This is a genomic window from Phocaeicola faecium, assembly GCF_014837055.1.
In the GTDB taxonomy this organism is placed as follows: Bacteria; Bacteroidota; Bacteroidia; order Bacteroidales; family Bacteroidaceae; genus Phocaeicola; species Phocaeicola gallinarum.
The window spans coordinates 141,507-159,897 of the sequence record NZ_JACSPQ010000017.1 but is presented as its reverse complement, the minus strand read 5'-3'; the positions used below and the strand labels follow the sequence as shown (position 1 = coordinate 159,897).

The window sequence follows — 18,391 nt, the reverse complement described above, 5'->3', positions numbered from 1 at the left end:
TTTTCGTTTTGACATCGAATGATGATTTACCGCATATAAAACAGATAAATCTAAAGCTACAATTAAGGTCAAAAGCAAAATATCCATTTTTATTTTCTCATAAAAAGAACGGCCGCCTCTCATTGCTGAAAAGCGACCGTTTCCCTTTTGTTTATTTCGTTATTATTCCTCTACAGGTTGGAAATCTTCTTTGCCTACACCGCAAACCGGACAAACCCAATCTTCAGGAATATCTTCAAAAGCTGTTCCCGGAGCAATGCCGCCTTCAGGATCGCCCACTTCAGGGTCGTAAACCCAATCACATACTGTGCAAATGTACTTTTTCATAAGTCCTTGTTCTATTAAAGTTAGTATTCGTTATCATTGATATCAAAGTAAAAACAAATATAAACAAAATTTGTTCACCATCTTACCCGTATAACATTTTTTATCGCATATATACCCCGAACATCACTTTCCTACGCTTCCCGATTCTTCTAATAAGGCTTTCAGTTCGGCCACGCCTTCCGATGCTCCTTTACGGATAACATGCACCTTTCGCATCGAATTAACGGCAACCTCTTTCGGGTCAATCAGGTAGACAGGAACGCCTTGAGGGACGTAGTTAAGCAGTCCCGCCGCCGGATATACGTTGAGCGACGTACCGATAATTACGAAGATGTCTGCCTGTTCCACACAGTCGATGGCTGTTTCTATCATCGGAACCGCCTCGCCGAACCACACGATGAACGGACGGAGCTGCGAACCGTCGGCTGCCTTGTCGCCCATCTTGACTTCATACTCTTCGGGGCGGAGGGTACGGATACATTTCGGGTCGTTGGGATGCCGGCTCGACGTCACCTTTGTCAACTCACCGTGCAGGTGAATGACGTTCGAGCTGCCTGCCCGTTCGTGCAGGTTATCCACGTTTTGCGTGATAATCGTTACATCATAGTCTTTCTCCATCTCGGCAAGCAACTCATGTCCTCGGTTTGGTTTCACATCAAGCAACTGCTTGCGCCGCTCGTTATAAAAATTAATTACCAGTTCAGGATTGGCAGCATAACCTTCGGGTGTAGCCACCTGCTCTACCGGATAACGTTCCCACAGCCCGCCTGCATCGCGAAAAGTACTGATTCCGCTTTCGGCACTCATACCTGCTCCCGTCAAAACTACTAATTTCTTCATGATAAACCTCCGTGAAATATTCTACTTTATCGCAAAAATAAGAAATTTTATAAGTCAAAGTACCTCTGTTTCACAGAAAAAAGATACCTTTGCCTCCCGTTAAACATATACTTAATAATTTAAATCTATTTATGGACAAGTTCAGTTACGCCATCGGCTTGGGCATCGGCCAAAACTTGTGGAGCATGGGCGCCCGCAACATTGATGTAAACGACTTTGCACAGGCTATCAAAGACGTGTTGGAAGGAAACCAAACCGCTATTACGCACACCGAAGCACGCGAAATCGTCAACAAATATTTTACCGAATTAGAAGAAAAGATGAATGCCGAAAACATAGCCAAAGGCAAGGCATTCCTTGAAGAAAACAAAAAGAACCCGAACATCGTAACCCTGCCAAGCGGATTACAGTACGAAGTAATCAAAGAAGGAAACGGCAAGAAACCGAAAGCTACCGACCGCGTACGCTGCCACTACGAAGGCACACTCATCGACGGAACGCTGTTCGACAGCTCCATCAAGCGCGGCGAACCTGCCGTTTTCGGTGTGAATCAGGTAATCAAAGGATGGGTAGAGGCACTGCAACTGATGTCGGAAGGTGCGAAATGGAAACTTTACATCCCGTCGGAACTGGCTTACGGCGCACAGGGAGCCGGCGAAATGATTCCGCCTCACAGCACACTGATTTTCGAAGTAGAACTTATCGAAGTGCTCTAAATCGGCAATTTATAGAAATAAAAATCAAAACTAAAATAACAAGCAAATGAAAAAAACTACTTTACTGATGATGTTTGCAGCCGCAACGGGCTTGGCATCATGCAATCACGCTCCGCAGGCTAACCTGAAGAGCGATGTAGATACGCTTTCTTATATGGTGGGCGTAGCCAATAATCAGGGATTGATGGAATTTGTTTTGAATCAGGGTGGTGTTGACTCGGCTCACGTTGCCAACTTCATCAAGGGTTTGGAACAAGGACTGAAAGAAATGGAACCGAAAGAAAAGGCTTACTTGCTGGGCTTGCAACTCGGACAGCAGGTTAGCGGACAGATGTATGAAATGAATAACCGCCGCATGTTCGGTAACGACACTACCGTTTCGCTGAGCAAAGAAAACTACTTGGCCGGATTCATTGCTACCGCAAAGAAAGAAGGCACGGTTTCTATCGACTCGGCTAACGTTTACATCCGCAAGCACCAAGCTGACATCCGCGAAAAGGCTATCGAAAAAGAATATGCCGAATACAAGAAAGAAAACGAAGAGTTCTTGGCTCAAAACAAAGGCAAGGAAGGCGTACAAACTACCGAAAGCGGATTGCAATACAAAGTTATCACCAAAGGTACAGGAGAAGTGCCTGCCGATACATCAAACGTAAAAGTAATGTATAAGGGTACTTTGATTGACGGTACGGAATTCGACAAGTCAGAAAAACCGATTACATTGAACTTGCAACGTGTCATCAAAGGATGGACTGAAGCACTGAGCATGATGCCGGTAGGTTCGAAATGGGAACTTTACATCCCGCAGGAACTGGCTTACGGCTCACAGCAGCAGCGTAACATCAAACCGTTCTCTACGTTAATATTTGAAGTTGAATTGGTTGAAATCGAAAAATAATACTTTTGTTATCATACTTCATAACGAAAAGGATGCTTAGCTACGTGCAGGCATCCTTTTTTATTGGCGGTGTGTGTCTTACTGCACCACCTTCTTACAGAAAGCAATTTTACTGCATGAATGAGATTTACGATACATTTACTCAAACTCCAACACAAAGGTGGTATTCCATCCGTTTGTTCCGGGGCGAAGCAGGCTGATAGTCCCGCCGGAGAGCTTCATTATCTGGCGGGAAAGCGACAGACCGATACCGCTTCCCTCTTTCTTGGTAGTGAAGAAGGGGACAAAGATTTCTTCGGCTTCATCGTCGGGGATTACCGGACCGTCATTGCTTACGTAGACAAAGATGTGTTCGTCTGCCGTTGTGTAGGCACGGATGTGAATGCGACCTTTTGCCGTCCCTATGGCTTGGACGGCATTTTTTATCAGGTTAATCAGCAGTTGGCGAATCAGATTCGGGTCGGCGTAAATCATCAAGTCTTCCGGCTCTATCTGCAAGGTCAGTGTTATATCGGGAGGCAAAAGATGCAGTTCGCTAACCTGACGTATCAGTTCCAACAGGTAAAACGGTTCGGGGGCAGGCTTTTGGAGAGAGGAAAACTTGCGGTAGCTGTCTACAAAGTTAATCAGTCCGGCAGAGGTTTCATGGATGGCTCGGACGCCCTCATACAACGGAGTTCCCACCACGTCGCTGCGCTGCAGAAAGGTTTCGCTGAGTGAAGATATAGGAGCGATGGAATTCATGATTTCGTGGGTCAGTACGCGCGTCAGTTTTATCCACGAATCCAACTCTTTGGCATCGAGTTCGTTGCGGATGTCGTTCAGGGTGAGAATCTTTACCGTATGCTCTCCTACCTGCATGACGGAGGCTCGCACCAGCAGGTGGACTTCGCCTTTCGTGGTAGTGTATTGCAGGTTACACCGCTCGCCAGCCGCCAACGAACGGATGGTTTCGGGGAAATCTTCGCCGTAACGTTCTAATTGTTGGAGCGTTCCTAAGAAAGGCAGTCCCAACAAGCGGGCGGCAGCAGGATTGGTCTGCACGATTTTCATGTTTTCGTCCATCACGATAACCCCTGAAGTCACACTCGAAAGTATTTGTTCGTAAAAGCGTTCGCGCTGTTCCATGAACTGTTTCTGTTCGCCCATCAGTGAGCCGAACTGGTTCAGGGTATCTTGCAACACACGTTCGCCTCCCGCCAATCCGTAAACCGGCAGGCGGAACGTATAGTCGCGGTTACGGATTGCCTCTAACATGAGATGGCTTTTTTCGCGAAGCTGATTCTGAATCTTAAAAAACACATAGGCTGCCAGCACACACAGTATGCCCCCCGTTACGATAAACCAAACATCTACGCGGCTGACTCCTAACGTAAGCAATACGGTTCCGGCAATAAGTAATGCCACACGGATAAACGTCGATGATATCCACCTAAATGCCATAACGCTTCATTTTATTGTACAGTGTCTGGCGGGTAACACCCAACTGTGCCGCAGCTTGCGAGAGGTTTCCGTTGCATTGGTCGATGGCTTTTTTCACCAGACTGCATTCCATTTCGTCGAGCGTTTGTATCGGCATATCGTCCGACGGGTGATGCGTATCGTCTGCCGGCTGATGTTGTGCAGCCGAGAATTGCAGGCAGTCTGCTTTCAGTTCATTGCCTTCGGAAAGAATGACCGCTTTTTCTATCGTGTGTTGCAGTTCGCGGATGTTTCCGTACCACGGATGGTCAAGCAGCTTACGCAGTGCTTCCGGCTCGAATCCTTCCAACGCCCTACCGTATTGCGTATTATATTGTGCGAGGAAACGTTTTGCCAAAGGTACGATGTCCTCTCTCCGTTCGCGCAACGAGGGGATGTGCAGGTAGATGGTGTTGATGCGGTAAAGCAAGTCTTCGCGAAATTCTCCTTTCCGTACCATTTCTTCCAAGTCACGGTTCGTAGCACAAATCAGACGGATGTCGGTAGGCTGGGGCGTGTTGCTGCCCACTTTTATGAAGCTGCGTTTCTGGATGGCTGTAAGCAGTTTGGCTTGAAGGTGATAAGGCAGGTTGGCTATTTCGTCGAGAAACAATGTTCCGCCGTCGGCTGCCTCAAAACGTCCTACACGGTCGGCGTGAGCATCGGTAAACGAGCCTTTCACGTGTCCGAACAGTTCGCTTTCAAACAATGATTCGGTAATGGCTCCCATGTCTACCGTAACCAGTGGTTTCGTGTGCCGGCTTGACAGGCGGTGGATTTCGCGCGCCAGCATGTCTTTTCCCGTACCGTTCTCGCCGGTTATCAGAATGTTCGCATCGGTCGAGCTGACCTTTTCCACTAACATCCGCAGCGGGCGAATTGCCTGAGAGTTTCCCCAGTACATCGAGCCTCCTGCCTGTTCCGACGGAGCTGCCGCCTGCCGTTTTCCTTTCGTCTTACCGTAGGCTTCCTGCAACGTGCGTACCAGTTTGGCGTTGTCCCACGGTTTCACCACGAAATCGGAAGCTCCCTCTTTGATTCCCGTCACAGCGAGGTCAATGTCGGCATACGCCGTAAAGAGCACCACTTGTGTTTGCGGGCGCAAGCGTTTGATTTCGCGCAGCCAGTACAATCCTTCGTTTCCGCTGTTAATACCCGATGAAAAGTTCATATCAAGCAATACCACGTCGATACTCTCCTGCCTGAAAAGCGAAGGGATGGTTACGGGAGAACCAAGCGTAATGATGCGGTCGAAATATTCGCTCAACAAGTATTGGAGCGAAGTCAAAATATTCTGGTTATCGTCTACCACAAGTAGCGTTCCTTGTTTTGCCATGAGCTTTATCCATTACTGTTACAGCGCAAAGTTAGATAAAAAAAGAAAAGGAAACGCCGCAGCAAGTGACAAATATTTAGACACCGGGTGTCTAATTTTTTGACACTTCCCATCGTCTGCTTCTACTCACTCTTACTGATTAACAAGCACTTACATTTATGGCACGGTATTTGATTTCATTTTTACGGATAAAAACAAGAAAACGAATGAAAAGATACAGAAAAATAACAGTTCTCTTATTCCTTGCCGTGGGTTGCGGACTGGCTGCCACGGCGCAAGAGGCGTGGGATGTAGACCGCTGTATGAGTTACGCCGTGAAACACAACCGCACGGTGAAACAGCGCCGATTAGAAGCCGACAATTACCGGCTTGACCGCCTCAAGGCTATCGGCAATTTTTTACCGGGCATCAATGCAAGCGCAGGTGTACAGTATAACTTCGGTCGGTCGGTCGACCCGGAAACCAACATATATAATAATGTGTCGACTTTCAACAACAGTTACGCTGCCGAAGCCTCAATGACGCTCTTCCGGGGCGGAAGTTTAGTAAACGAAGTGCGCCGCTCGAAAGCTGCCTTGCTGTTGGGAAAGGCTGCCTTGCAGGAAGCGCAAGACAACACTGCTCTTGAAACCTTTCAGGCTTACATCGACGTACTTTATTACTACGGAACCATCCGCTTGGCGGAAAAGAAACTGGCAGAGAGTGATTCTTTACTTTACAAAACGCGCCGACAGGAAGAATTAGGGCTGAAAGGACGTGCCGACGTTGCACAAATGGAAGCTCAGCAGGCTACCGACGCATATAACCTGACGCATCAGCGGAATCTTTACGAAACGGCAATGCTCACGCTGAAACAGAAAATGAATTACCCTGCCGGAGATTCTTTGTTGCTCAATACGGATATACTCGATATACAGACTTTCGAGTCGATTCGGCTGACAGACGAACATCCGCAAGACGTGCTTCGCATTGCTCTCAGTGTGAACCCCACGCTACGCCAGTCGGAAATGAACAAACAGGTGGCGCGCATGAACCGTAAAATAGCATGGGCGAACGTCTTGCCTACCATTTCATTCTACGGAGGCATATCCAGTTCGTACTACAAGGAGCTGCATAACCATGATTATCCGGATTTCAAGACACAGCTCGATAACAACTTGGGAGAATATTTCGGAGTTACGATGAGCATCCCCATTTTCAACCGCATGAGTGGTTCGATAAGTCTCCGTCAGGCGCGTAACAATTACCGGATTGCCTGCGAACAGTACGAAGCGCAGAAAGAGGAGCTTCAGAAGTTAGTACAACAGGCAGTGCAAGACCGCGAGGGGTATTTGCGCGAAAGCATCCAGATGGAAAAGAAAGCGGCTTCAGACTCGCTTGCCTATCACGTAACGCGCCGCAAGTATGAAGAGGGACTGATGACTTCGCTCGACGTGCAGAACAACGCGGCTACATGGCTGGAGAGCGAAACGCTGCTGCTGCAAAGCCGGCTGACGTACGTAATGAAATGTAGGTTGGTAGACTATTATAAAGGAGAAAACATCATTAAAGTAAAAACGGAAAACTGATAAAGGATATGGATATACAATTAGAAAAGAAAAAAGGGATTCAAAAGCGTCACTTGCCTTACCTCATCGGCGGAGCTGCATTGCTTCTGTTAGTGGTTTGGATTATCTTTGGCAATCATGCCTCGACGCTGAAAGTCGACGGGCGTTCGTTGAACATTGCCGAAGTGACTTACGGAGAGTTTAACGACTACATCCGCGTAAACGGGCAGGTACAGCCTATTTCCATCGTACAGCTCAGCCCGGAGGAAGGGGGCATCGTACGCGAGAAGGTGGTAGAGGAAGGCGCACATGTAAAGCAGGGCGACGTGATTCTCCGCCTCAGCAATTCGAACCTCGACCTCCAGATTCTGAATGCCGAATCGGAGCTTGCCGAGAAGCAGAACCTGCTACGCAATACGCAGGTTACCATGCAGCAAGACAAGCTGACAAACGAAACCGAAAAGGTTCAATTAGATGTGGAGACGCTCCGCAAGCAGCGCACGTTCCACCAGTACGAACGTCTGTATAAGGAACGCCTCATCAGCCGCGAAGAATATCTTCAGGCGAAAGAGGATTACGAGGTTTCACTGAAAAAGCACGGACTGATAACCGAACGCCTGAAACAGGATTCGATTTACCGCAACATCCAGATGGAACAGATGGAAGAAAACTTGCAGAACATGCGCAAGAATGTGTTGCTGATTCGCGAACGCAAAGACAAGTTGGAGGTTCGCGCTCCCATTGACGGCGAACTGGGCTTGCTTGATGCCGAGCTGGGACAAAACATTACTGCCGGACAGATGGTGGGTCAGATTAACGACCTTTCCGACTTCAAGATAGAGGCGATGATAGACGAGCATTACATCGACCGGGTGACAAACGGACTGCCTGCCACGTTCGAGCGGCAGGGATCGCAGTTCAGCCTGAAGGTGCGCAAGGTTTATCCGGAAGTGCGTGAGGGACGTTTCCGCACCGACCTCGTGTTCGAAGGTACACGCCCGGAGAACATCCGCAGCGGACAGACGTATTACATCGACCTCCAGTTGGGCGAGCCTACCCAAAGCGTTCTGATACCGAAGGGCACTTTCTTCCAAGTAACGGGCGGAAACTGGATATTCGTGGTAGATAAAAACGGGGAAAAAGCCTATCGCCGCAAAATCCGCATCGGACGGCAGAACCCGCAGTTCTACGAGGTGACCGAAGGGTTAGAGAAAGGAGAACGGGTTATCATCTCCGGCTACGAAAGCTATAAAGACAACGAAGTTTTGATACTGAAATAAGAGCCTCAAAATTCTATTCGAAAGACAGACCGGTCTTACGAATAGAAATAGGGAACTCTACCGCATGAAATTAAAAAACAAGCCGTAGCGTTTTTCAAGACATACGGCATCCGATCGGACTGATTCAAGAAAAGTATATAAATATTTAATTATAAAACATTTACGCATTATGAAAAAGATTATTTTAACACTGATAGGGATAGTAGGAATGGGATGTTTCACTTCTTGTATGGCAAGTAAGAAAACCGTGGTAGAAGAACGGGACGTAGAGAGTTTTTCTTCTATCGAAATGGACGGCGTGGCGGGCGTTTACTTCACGCAAGACAGCAAATGCTCGGTACGCATAGAAGGTGAAGAAACGGATGTCAGAAATACGGTAGTAACGGTGAAAGACGGAAAGCTCTACATCGAAACCGATTCAAAGAAGAAACGTAACCAGAAGGGGACGAAAATCTATCTTACCGCGCCCGACCTTGATGAGTTGTCGTTCGACGGGGTTGGCTCGTTCCGTTGCGAAAAGACCTTGAAGGTGGACGACATCCGTATCGACGTAGACGGTGTGGGTTCGGTAGAAATGGAAGACCTGAAGTGTGAAACGCTCCGCCTGTCGGTAGACGGTGTGGGTAAAACCGACGTACACGTTACTTGCCGCGACCTCCGTGCCGACTTAGACGGGGTGGGCAAAGTGGTGTTGAGTGGCTCTGCCGACCATGCCCGCATCAGCAAAGACGGTGTAGGCGTATGTAACACCAACAATCTGAAAATAGGGAAATAAGTGAACCAATAAACGCAAGCAATGAAAACTCTCATCCGTAACTTTTCGCATACGTTCCGGCGTTTCTTTACCGCCAGCGTATTGAACATCGTGGGACTGGCGATTGCTTTTGCCTCGTTCTTCGTTATCATGACGCAGGTGGATTACGATTACAATTTCAACAAGGGGTATAAGGATTATGAAAAGATATTCCGTGTGGAAGTTCATGTAAACGATGAATACGGCTGGCAAGTATGGCTGGCACGCCCGTTTTGCGAATTGGTGCAATCAACGTCACCGCATATAACATCACTTTCTATTCTTACTTCATACTCTTCAAGTTTCGATTATGAAGTAAACGGTAAATTATTTAATGAGAAAACACTCACAGGATTTGGAAATTTCATGGAAACTTTCCAGCCGGAAATGATAAATGGTACTGCTGACGCACTGAAGCAACCCGGAAACATTCTTATTCCACAGACTATGGCAATCAGGTTTTTCGGTACAACCGATGTTGTAGGACAAACCATCTTTCAGGGAAAACGAGCCGATAATAATCCGGTTACAGTGGGTGGAGTTTATAAAGATTTTCCCGAAAACTCCCAAATAAGGAATACTATTTTTAAGGCACTTGCTCCGAACGAAAATAAAGACAACTGGAGTAACTGGAATTATCATTGCTACATACGTATAGATAATCCGGAAGAAGCCGGAAATATCGAAAAAGCAACCGTACAGAAGTTGATGGAGTTCTTTCCCGACTTGATGGACGAAAACAATGTAGATTGTCCGATTCATCTTACTCCACTTACTGATGTACACTTTTCAACTATAGGCGATAAGAGTGCAAGCAGCCGCACTACGGTTTACCTGCTGATATGCGTATCGTTCCTTATCGTAATCATTGCTACGATAAACTTCATGAATTTCTCATTGGCGGAAACGCCGATGCGCATCAGAAGCATCAATACACAGAAAGTATTGGGGGCTACTACCCGCTCGCTTCGCGGAAGCCTCATGGCAGAATCGGCATTAATCAGCTTTATCGCTTTCTTGCTCTCCCTTGTGCTGTTGCTGGCTCTTCGGGATTCGGGAATGCAGGATTTGGTCGCCTCCGATCTGAGTTTCGGCAGTCACCCCTACCTGCTAACCGCTACTTTCGTGCTGAGTTTGGCGATGGGACTGCTCGCGGGGCTTTATCCGTCATGGTATGTTACCTCGTTCCCACCTGCTTTGGTACTGAAAGGGTCGTTCGGTTTAACCCCTAAGGGACGCAAGTTGCGCACGGGACTGGTCTGCATTCAGTTCTTTGTTTCGTTTGCCCTTATTATTGCCATCGGCATCATGTACACCCAAAGCCGATACATCCGTACCACCGATTACGGTTACGATAAGGATGCCATCGTAGTGGGCAACATGACAGACGAAACCCGAAGTCAGACAGACGCGGTGATAGCAGAGGTCAGCCGGATATCGGGCGTAGAGGGAGCTTCGGTATCGCAATTCGTTCTGAGTTCTGCCGACAGCTACATGAATTGGGGACGGGGCGCAGATGACAAACATCTCCTATTCGATGTACTGCCCGTAGACTACCGCTACCTCAAGCTGATGGGAATCCGCATCACCGAAGGGCGAGACTTTAAGCCCGGCGACGGTGACGTGTACATATTCAACGAAGCAGCGCGTGCTAAATATCAATGGCTCGCCGTAGACCAGCCTGCTACCACGAACGACTATCCCGTGATAGGCTTCTGTGAGAATGTGAAATACACTTCGTTCCGCAACGATAACAATGCCCAGCCCATGGCGTTCTTTATCTACGGGAAAGACCATCAGGGCTGGGGAGGAAAGAACTTCATTAACGTTCGTGTCTCTGCCGGTACAGACAAGGTAGAAGTAGTCCGTGCATTGCAGAAAGCGATGGAAAAGTTCTCTCCGGGTCACGACTTCAATTTCCGCTTCATCGACCAAGTGCTCGATGAGGCTTACCGTAACGAATTGCGTTTTACCAAACAAATCCTGCTCTTCTCACTGCTTGCCATCGTTATCAGCATCATTGGCGTGTTCGGGCTTACCATGTTCGAGAGCGAATACCGCCGCAAGGAGATAGGCATCCGTAAGATATTCGGCAGCACTACGGGCGAAATACTGGGCATGTTCAACCGCCGGTACTTGTACATATTAATAGGATGCTTCATCTTCGCCGCACCCTTCGGATGGTGGATCGGAGCACATTGGTTAGAAGGTTTTGCCGAAAAGACTCCCATACGTGCTTGGATATTCCTTGCCTCGTTCCTGCTCGTTTCGCTTATTACCATGCTAACCGTAACTATACAGAGCTGGAGAAACGCCAACGAGAATCCGGCTAACTCGATTAAAACGGAATGATGTATGAAAGCACTTAAAACTTACTTTACATTTTTGGAGCGCAACAAGCTCTTTACGTTCGTCAACGTGGCAGGCTTGGGTATCTCGCTCATGTTCGTGTTGCTTATCGCCAACATGGTAACCCGCCAGCTTACCGTAGACCGCGACACGCGCAATGCCGACCGCACGTATTTGTTTTGCTCCGAACAAAATTTCGGTGCGCATTACGTGTTGGGCGAACGCCTCGCGAGCCGCTATCCGGATATAGAGGAATGGACTGTGGCTACGAATGCTGCCGGTGTGGGTGGCGAATACATCGACGTTGAGGGTAAGAAGTTTGATGTGAAGGTATTACTGGCACGCAAGAACTTCTTCGAGTTCTTCGGCTTCCGGCTTCGGGAGGGAGACCCTGCCCATGTGCTACAGGACAATTACAGCGTAGTCATCTCGGAGTCAGCGGCTAAGCGTATCTTCGGCAACGAGGAAGCGGTGGGGAAAAGCATCAAAGTGAACTTCACCGACAAGCATACCTATACGGTAACGGGAGTAATGGAAGACATCGGCAATTCCATATTCCCTTCGGAAACAGAGCTGGTATTTCCTTTCGAGGCAATGGAATACATCAACTGGGCTGCCGCTATCGAGAATACGGTGATGCAGAACTTTGGCGGGGCGAATGTGTTCATCCGCGTGCCGCAAGGGATAGACCCGAACGACAAGAACGCTGACATGCTGGAGTGGCTCAAGACATTTGCATGGCCTTATCACAACGGTTCGTTTGAGAAAGCCTTTTGGGTTCCGATGCGCGAGGTGTATTTTTCAGAAATAGAATGCGCTAACATGAACCAGTACAGCCGCAAGCTGATGACAGTGTTTACCGTAACGGGGATACTGATTTTGCTGATGGCTGTGTTCAACTATATAAGTATGAGCGTGGCTCAAACCAGCTATCGTGCCAAAGAGATGGCTACACGCCGCCTGTTAGGTTCGTCATCGAAGGATATCTTCTGGCGCATGATGGCAGAATCGCTTATCATGACTTTCATTGCGTTTGCCCTTGCTTTCCTGCTGGCTAAGGCGGTAGAGCCTTTCGCCATGGAGCTACTGAAAACCAAAATTGACGTAGCGGGCGACTTAACTGTACCGGTTGCAGCAGTCTACATAGCGGGCATCCTGCTGCTTTCTGCCGTATCGGGTTTCGTTCCTGCCACGATTCTGTCACACTACAACCCGATGGATGTGGTAAAGGGTACGTTCCGGCGCAAGACCAAAGCGGTTTATCTGCGTACGCTCTACGTGGTACAGTGCGGACTGACAGTGGCTCTGCTTGCCTGTTCATTCTTTCTCGGCGTACAGATTTACCGCCTGCTTCACGAGCCGTTAGGATATACTTACGGCAATGTACTTTGTTATCCTAACATGAGCGAGACGAATAATCTATACCGCTTCCGCGACGAGGTTCGCAAGTTACCGTTCGTAAAAAATGTATCGTTGACGCGCGGTATGCCCGTCGATGGCGGAAACGGACACTCCACTACCTATAACCTGAAGGGGCGTATCGTTCCGGTAGACTTCCGCTTGCTGCAAACCGACTCGGCTTTCCTCGATATTTTCCACATCCCGTTGGAACGAGATTATCACCTGACTTACAGCGACCGGAATTACTACCTGAACCACGAAGCGTTCCGGCAGATGGGATTGGACGACGATGCGGTTTCGTTTAAGATTGAAGGCGAGGACGCATCGAGAACAATAGCCGGACGCTTCCCTGATTTCCGCATGTATTCGGCATTAGACCCCATACGCCCCGTACTGATGCAGATTATCCCGTCGGACAGCATCGGGTATCCGTGGGACATCTTGGTAGAAACAACCGACGGCGATTTGCCTGCCTACAAGCATCAGTTGGACGCACTCTACTCGGAAATAATAGAAGGAGTCCCGTTCGAATCACATTGGTATGATTACTGGATAGCGGATGCCTATGCCGACATTATCCGCATGAACAAGGTTATAGGCATATTCACGCTTGCTGCCCTGCTTATCTCCCTGTTGGGACTGACGGCTATGAGCCTTTACTTCATTGCCCAGCGCAAACGCGACATGGCGATACGCAAGGTGTTCGGTTCGGATAACCGGCATGAACTGCTGCGTCTGTTGGCATTTGCAGGTCAGTCGCTTGCCGCCAGTTTGCTCATCGCCGTCCCGATAATCGGGATAGGATTCCGTTACATCCAGCGCATCGTGGGTTACGACAAGTCGTTTCCGTGGTGGACGGCATGTGTGGCTTTCATCGCCGTAGCCGCCATCTCACTGCTGTCGATAGGACTTATCAGCCGAAGCGCCACGCGAGAAAATCCGATAAACAATATTAAGACGGAATAGCGGATTCCGAATCCTAAAGATACGCTTAAAAATCTACCACATGAAATAAAGGAAAATAAACGTAACTTTTTACATAGATACCAATAATATGAAAGGACTGAAAACTTACTTTACATTCTTGGAGCGAAACAAGCTCTTTACGCTGGTCAACGTGGCGGGGTTAAGCATCTCGCTCATGTTCGTATTACTTATAGCCAACATGGTGATGCGTCAGCTTACCGTTGACCGTGATTTGCCGGATGCCGACCGCATCTCAGTGTTTGCCAATGAGTATTGGGCAGGCGGACATTACAATCTGGGTGACCGCCTTCAAAGTCGTTATCCGGAGATAGAGGACTGGTGTGCCATGAGCATTTCAGAGCCGTTTGTTCAGGTAAACGACAAACCGGTACAGACAATGGGTGCCTGTGTGAAAAAGAACTTCTTCGAGTTCTTCCGTTTCACTTTGCTGGAAGGAAACCGCAAACAGTTATTAACCGACAATAACAGCATCGTACTCACCCGGTCGGCTGCTTTGCGCCTGTTCGGTACAGAAAAAGCCTTAGGCAAGACGCTTACCGTAGTGCCATGTAACAAGGAAACATTTACAGTAACCGGAGTCATCGAAGATATTGACAACTCCATCATATCTTCCGACATCGAGATATTCATTCCTTTTGAGAACATGAAGTACATTAACTGGAGCTGCTCTATCGAATGTACTCACATGAACAATGCGGGAGGAAGTGTGCTTTTTTTCCGCACCGCTCCCGGCTCTGACTTGAATCTGAAATCGGATGATGTGGCATCTTATTTGGGAGAATTCTTCTGGATTTACCAAAACTCCGGCGCATTTAAAAAAGCCCGTTTCATCCCGTGGCATGATTTTTATTTCTCGGAAACCCCCGCCGTAGCTCCACTGAACCAGTACGACTTTAAGCTGGTGGTCATTTTCATTACCGTAGGTGTACTCATCCTCTTGATGGCGGTGCTGAACTACATCAGCATGAGCGTGGCGCAAACCAGCTATCGTGCCAAAGAGATGGCAACACGCCGCCTGCTCGGTTCATCAAAGCCCAGCATATTCTGGCGTATGATTATAGAATCGTTTCTACTTACGTTCGTTTCGTTCGTCGTGGGATTTCTGCTTGCCAAAGCTGCAGAGCCGACTGCCATCGAACTGCTTCATTCTAAAATCGACATCACGGGCGACCTCAACGGAGTAACCATCATGGTTTACATCCTGTTTATCGCCGCACTGACCCTGTTGTCGGGCTTTATCCCAGCCACGATGCTTTCTAACTACAACCCGATGGACGTGGTGAAAGGTACGTTCCGCCGCAAGACGAAATCTGTTTACCTGCGCACGCTCAACATCGTACAAAGCGGACTGACCATCGCCTTGCTTACTTGTTCGGTTTATCTCTCCGTACAGATTTACCGCATCGTACACGCACCGTTGGGATATGAGTTCGGCAACGTATTGAGCTATCCGTCTATCGGTTCGCAAAAAGACCTGCAACTTTTCCGTAACGAAGCTAAGAAACTGCCTTTCGTGAAACGTGTTTCTTTCTCGTGCGGCATACCATTGGATGGGGGAAACAACAATACCACTTACATTCCTTCGGCAGACAGTACGCTGGAAATGAGCTTTCAGACTTTCATTGTCGACTCGGCATTCTTAGATATCTATCACATTAAGATTACCGACGACCGCCATACGCCGATGGGAAGGAACAATTTCTTTATGAGCGAAAAAGCGATGAAAACGCTTGCCACCATCGGAGTTACCGACCATTTTATGAGTGACAATTGCGGGCCGGTTCAGATAGCAGGAGTGTTTAAAGACTTCCGTATCCGCCGTGACCTGATAGACCACGACATTCATCCGCTCCAGATGCAAATCCAACATCCCGACAGCATCTATCCGTGGAACGTATCGGTGGAGGTACAGGACGGAGACCTAAATGCTTACAAGAAAGAGCTGGACCAGCTTTACAAGATAGCTGCCAAAGATTTTTCTTTCGAGTCGGAATGGTACGATAAACAGATACGCAACCTTTACTCCGATTTCAGCCGCATGAACAGCCTGATGATTATTTTCACTTGCGCTGCCCTGCTCATTTCACTGCTCGGACTTACGGCTATGAGCATTTACTTCATTGCCCAGCGCAAGCGCGACATGGCGGTACGAAAGGTATTTGGCTCCAGTTCATCGGGTGAAATGAAACGCCTGATGCGCTTCTCACTCGTGTCGTTACTCATCAGCCTCGTTATTGCCATCCCGCTGATGATATTCGGTGTGCGTCAGATAGACAAGATTGTGACGTTCGACAGCGTATTCCCGTGGTGGGTTCCGCTGGTTTCCATCGCAACGGTATCTCTCATCTCGCTGATATCTGTATTCTTCATCAGCCTGAAGGCAACACGTGAAAACCCGGTGAACAACCTGAAAACCGAATAAATTTCTCTCTATTTTCACTCTCACACTTTGCCTAATCCGGACGGAACGGAAGATTCGGAAACTCTCCGTTCCTCCGGATTTTGAGTATTTTCACCCTGTGCTTTTGTCTTTATTCGGCGAATGTCCTATATTTGCCGACGAGAATTATTAACAAAAGTTGCTTATGAAAAGAATTTTATCTATTCTGATGGTTACGGCATGTTTGTTTATGGCATTGCCGTCGCAAGCCCAAATCCAATTCGGTGTAAAGGGCGGATTAAACGTTTCAAAAGTTTCTATATCGAAAGAGGTGTTCAACTCAGATAACCAAAGCGGATTCTTCATCGGACCGACGGCCGAACTTACCTTGCCTTTATTGGGCTTAGGTGTAGACGTTTCTGCGTTGTATAACCAATACGGTATTGATACGGCAGAAGGTTCTACCAAGAAGAAAAGTATCGAAATTCCTATCAACCTGAAGTGGACAATAGGATTCAGCAGTGTACTGGGAGCTTACGTGGCAGTAGGTCCGCAGTTCGGTTTCAACGTTGGTCACCGCTGGTTTAAAGACATCTGCGAATTTAATAAAAAATCGACCAGCCTCAACGTAGGAGCCGGTTTGAAAATATTAGGACATGTACATGTAGGCGCAAACTACAACATCGGATTGAAGGATACGGGTGCAATGGTGAAAAGCGACAACGGCAGCTTTACGCACGTGGATTTCGATAACAACACGTGGCAAATCTCGCTTGCCTACATGTTCTGATTATAGTGTCTTTTAAGCCTTTTCCGGCTTAGCAGAAAGCCCGAAAAATTCTACCCGACAGACCGATGAGTCTTCCGAATAGAAATGGGCAACCTTTCGGCATGGAATAAAATTTCTAACCGTAGCATTTTTCGGGGTATGCGGAAGAAAAATTCCGCCTTGCGCTTTAGCCGGACGGAAAGATTCATACAGACTATAAACAACTAACAGTCATCCGGTTCTCTCGCTCTGCATAAAACCTTTTGCGGCGAAAGAACCGGCTGACCGTTTAATCGCAAGGATATACCACTCCCCACTCTTTGCGCAGCGCATCCATCTGGCGCATGATGCGCAACGTTTCGGCATGGGGCATGTAAGGCGACTCCAACCACCCTTTCTCCAATGCCTCGATACACGCCTTCACTTGGTATTCAAAACCGGTAATCTGCGGCGGGGCCTGATAAACGGCTACGGTCTGGTAATCCGAACCCACCACACGGACGGACGACGGGTTATTGATATTTTCTACGATGATATGCCCTTTATCGCCCGAAATAATTCCCTCGCGGTCGCTCTGCACATAGATGCTCGACTGCAAGGCAGCCATTCGCCCGTCGGCGTAAAACAGTGTGATACTTTCTTGGGCATCGACACCCGTATCCGTTTTAGTGCAGGCAGACACCGTGCGCTCCACATCCGCACCGAAAGCCATTGCCGCAAAGTTCAGCGTATAAATACCTATATCGAGCAACGCTCCCCCTGCCAGCTCCGGGCGAATGATGCGTTCTTTTCCGGAGATGGGGTAACTTAAATTAGCCGACAGCGTACGGGGAACTCCGATTGTCCCTGCGTCTAACAGCTCTTTCACCTTAGCCGACAGCGGCAAATAGCGTGTCCAGATAGCTTCGGTGATAAACACGCTTTTCTCATGAGCCAACGCCAACAGTTCTTCCGTCTGACGGGCATTGGCGGTAAAGGCTTTCTCGCACAACACTGCCTTTCCGCGCTCAATGCACATCCGCGCCTGCTCGTAGTGGAACGAATGAGGCGTGGCGATGTAAACCAAATCCACTTCGGGATCGTCGGCAAGCGCTTCGTAAGAGCCGTATGACTTCTCGAACTGCCATTCGGCGGCAAATGCCTGCGCTTTCTCCAAGTTTCTTGAAGCCACGGCGTAACACCTTACTCCCTCCATGCGTCCCAACGTAAAAGCCATCTTACGGGCTATGTGGCCGCATCCTATGATTCCTATCTTATATGTTTTCATGCGTAATATAATTTAACCGTTCTTGCAAAGCTATAAAACT

Annotated in this window: 14 protein-coding genes; 9 read left to right on the top strand and 5 right to left on the bottom strand. The window is 48.2% G+C overall.

Annotated features, from left to right (window positions below; genetic code table 11):
• Nucleotides 1–162 precede the first annotated feature (162 nt).
• Nucleotides 163–327 (bottom strand): rubredoxin, encoded by a 165-nt coding sequence (gene rd, locus H9626_RS11870; RefSeq protein WP_007570351.1) that lies wholly within the window; start codon nucleotides 325–327, stop codon nucleotides 163–165.
• A gap of 123 nt (nucleotides 328–450) precedes the next feature.
• Nucleotides 451–1,167 carry an SIR2 family NAD-dependent protein deacylase gene (locus tag H9626_RS11865; RefSeq protein ID WP_178255777.1) on the bottom strand — a complete coding sequence of 239 codons (717 nt, stop codon included), beginning with the start codon at nucleotides 1,165–1,167 and terminating at the stop codon, nucleotides 451–453.
• A 131-nt stretch (nucleotides 1,168–1,298) separates the two neighbouring features.
• On the opposite strand from H9626_RS11865, the gene bamJ (H9626_RS11860) reads away from it, so the two are divergent.
• On the top strand, nucleotides 1,299–1,883 hold the full coding sequence (bamJ, locus tag H9626_RS11860) for a BamJ family beta-barrel-assembly machinery protein (protein WP_191710586.1): 585 nt from the start codon (nucleotides 1,299–1,301) through the stop codon (nucleotides 1,881–1,883).
• A gap of 46 nt (nucleotides 1,884–1,929) precedes the next feature.
• Nucleotides 1,930–2,781 carry a BamJ family beta-barrel-assembly machinery protein gene (gene bamJ / locus H9626_RS11855; RefSeq protein WP_178257416.1) on the top strand — a complete coding sequence of 284 codons (852 nt, stop codon included), beginning with the start codon at nucleotides 1,930–1,932 and terminating at the stop codon, nucleotides 2,779–2,781.
• 138 nt (nucleotides 2,782–2,919) lie between these two features.
• On the opposite strand, the gene H9626_RS11850 is transcribed toward bamJ (H9626_RS11855), so the two are convergent.
• Nucleotides 2,920–4,224, bottom strand: coding sequence for a sensor histidine kinase (locus tag H9626_RS11850; protein ID WP_191710585.1), 1,305 nt, complete (start codon nucleotides 4,222–4,224; stop codon nucleotides 2,920–2,922).
• Nucleotides 4,214–5,578, bottom strand: coding sequence for a sigma-54-dependent transcriptional regulator (locus tag H9626_RS11845; protein ID WP_191710584.1), 1,365 nt, complete (start codon nucleotides 5,576–5,578; stop codon nucleotides 4,214–4,216). Before H9626_RS11845 ends, H9626_RS11850 begins: the two co-directional genes overlap by 11 nt.
• 206 nt (nucleotides 5,579–5,784) lie before the next feature.
• Here H9626_RS11845 and H9626_RS11840 point away from each other — a divergent pair, with 206 nt between their 5' ends.
• The 7 genes from H9626_RS11840 to H9626_RS11810 all read left to right on the top strand — a co-directional run bounded on the left by H9626_RS11840 (nucleotide 5,785) and on the right by H9626_RS11810 (nucleotide 17,105).
• Nucleotides 5,785–7,146: a TolC family protein gene (locus H9626_RS11840; protein ID WP_191710583.1), complete on the top strand. Its 1,362-nt coding sequence runs from the start codon at nucleotides 5,785–5,787 to the stop codon at nucleotides 7,144–7,146.
• A gap of 8 nt (nucleotides 7,147–7,154) precedes the next feature.
• Nucleotides 7,155–8,405, top strand: coding sequence for an efflux RND transporter periplasmic adaptor subunit (locus H9626_RS11835; RefSeq protein WP_178257113.1), 1,251 nt, complete (start codon nucleotides 7,155–7,157; stop codon nucleotides 8,403–8,405).
• Between the two features lie 169 nt (nucleotides 8,406–8,574).
• Entirely contained in the window at nucleotides 8,575–9,180 is a 606-nt protein-coding gene (locus tag H9626_RS11830; RefSeq protein ID WP_178257114.1) for a GIN domain-containing protein, read from the top strand.
• 21 nt (nucleotides 9,181–9,201) lie between these two features.
• Nucleotides 9,202–11,550 carry an ABC transporter permease gene (locus H9626_RS11825; protein ID WP_191710582.1) on the top strand — a complete coding sequence of 783 codons (2,349 nt, stop codon included), beginning with the start codon at nucleotides 9,202–9,204 and terminating at the stop codon, nucleotides 11,548–11,550.
• Nucleotides 11,551–11,553: 3 nt separating this feature from the next.
• On the top strand, nucleotides 11,554–13,914 hold the full coding sequence (locus H9626_RS11820) for an ABC transporter permease (protein ID WP_191710581.1): 2,361 nt from the start codon (nucleotides 11,554–11,556) through the stop codon (nucleotides 13,912–13,914).
• An 88-nt stretch (nucleotides 13,915–14,002) separates the two neighbouring features.
• A complete protein-coding gene (locus tag H9626_RS11815) occupies nucleotides 14,003–16,357 on the top strand; it encodes an ABC transporter permease (RefSeq protein ID WP_225230982.1) in 2,355 nt (784 codons plus the stop codon).
• Between the two features lie 163 nt (nucleotides 16,358–16,520).
• A complete protein-coding gene (locus tag H9626_RS11810) occupies nucleotides 16,521–17,105 on the top strand; it encodes a porin family protein (protein WP_191710580.1) in 585 nt (194 codons plus the stop codon).
• A gap of 268 nt (nucleotides 17,106–17,373) precedes the next feature.
• Here the strand turns inward: H9626_RS11810 and H9626_RS11805 are convergent, their stop codons facing one another.
• Nucleotides 17,374–18,351, bottom strand: coding sequence for a Gfo/Idh/MocA family protein (locus tag H9626_RS11805; RefSeq protein ID WP_191710579.1), 978 nt, complete (start codon nucleotides 18,349–18,351; stop codon nucleotides 17,374–17,376).
• Nucleotides 18,352–18,391 lie beyond the last annotated feature (40 nt).

Excerpts from the sequence above, each read along its gene's own strand:
- rd (WP_007570351.1), bottom strand. The coding sequence starts at position 327 with ATGAAAAAGTACATTTGCACAGTATGTGATTGGGTTTACGACCCTGAA.
- H9626_RS11865 (WP_178255777.1), bottom strand. The coding sequence starts at position 1,167 with ATGAAGAAATTAGTAGTTTTGACGGGAGCAGGTATGAGTGCCGAAAGC.
- bamJ (WP_191710586.1), top strand. The coding sequence starts at position 1,299 with ATGGACAAGTTCAGTTACGCCATCGGCTTGGGCATCGGCCAAAACTTG.
- bamJ (WP_178257416.1), top strand. The coding sequence starts at position 1,930 with ATGAAAAAAACTACTTTACTGATGATGTTTGCAGCCGCAACGGGCTTG.
- H9626_RS11850 (WP_191710585.1), bottom strand. The coding sequence starts at position 4,224 with ATGGCATTTAGGTGGATATCATCGACGTTTATCCGTGTGGCATTACTT.
- H9626_RS11845 (WP_191710584.1), bottom strand. The coding sequence starts at position 5,578 with ATGGCAAAACAAGGAACGCTACTTGTGGTAGACGATAACCAGAATATT.
- H9626_RS11840 (WP_191710583.1), top strand. The coding sequence starts at position 5,785 with ATGAAAAGATACAGAAAAATAACAGTTCTCTTATTCCTTGCCGTGGGT.
- H9626_RS11835 (WP_178257113.1), top strand. The coding sequence starts at position 7,155 with ATGGATATACAATTAGAAAAGAAAAAAGGGATTCAAAAGCGTCACTTG.
- H9626_RS11830 (WP_178257114.1), top strand. The coding sequence starts at position 8,575 with ATGAAAAAGATTATTTTAACACTGATAGGGATAGTAGGAATGGGATGT.
- H9626_RS11825 (WP_191710582.1), top strand. The coding sequence starts at position 9,202 with ATGAAAACTCTCATCCGTAACTTTTCGCATACGTTCCGGCGTTTCTTT.
- H9626_RS11820 (WP_191710581.1), top strand. The coding sequence starts at position 11,554 with ATGAAAGCACTTAAAACTTACTTTACATTTTTGGAGCGCAACAAGCTC.
- H9626_RS11815 (WP_225230982.1), top strand. The coding sequence starts at position 14,003 with ATGAAAGGACTGAAAACTTACTTTACATTCTTGGAGCGAAACAAGCTC.
- H9626_RS11810 (WP_191710580.1), top strand. The coding sequence starts at position 16,521 with ATGAAAAGAATTTTATCTATTCTGATGGTTACGGCATGTTTGTTTATG.
- H9626_RS11805 (WP_191710579.1), bottom strand. The coding sequence starts at position 18,351 with ATGAAAACATATAAGATAGGAATCATAGGATGCGGCCACATAGCCCGT.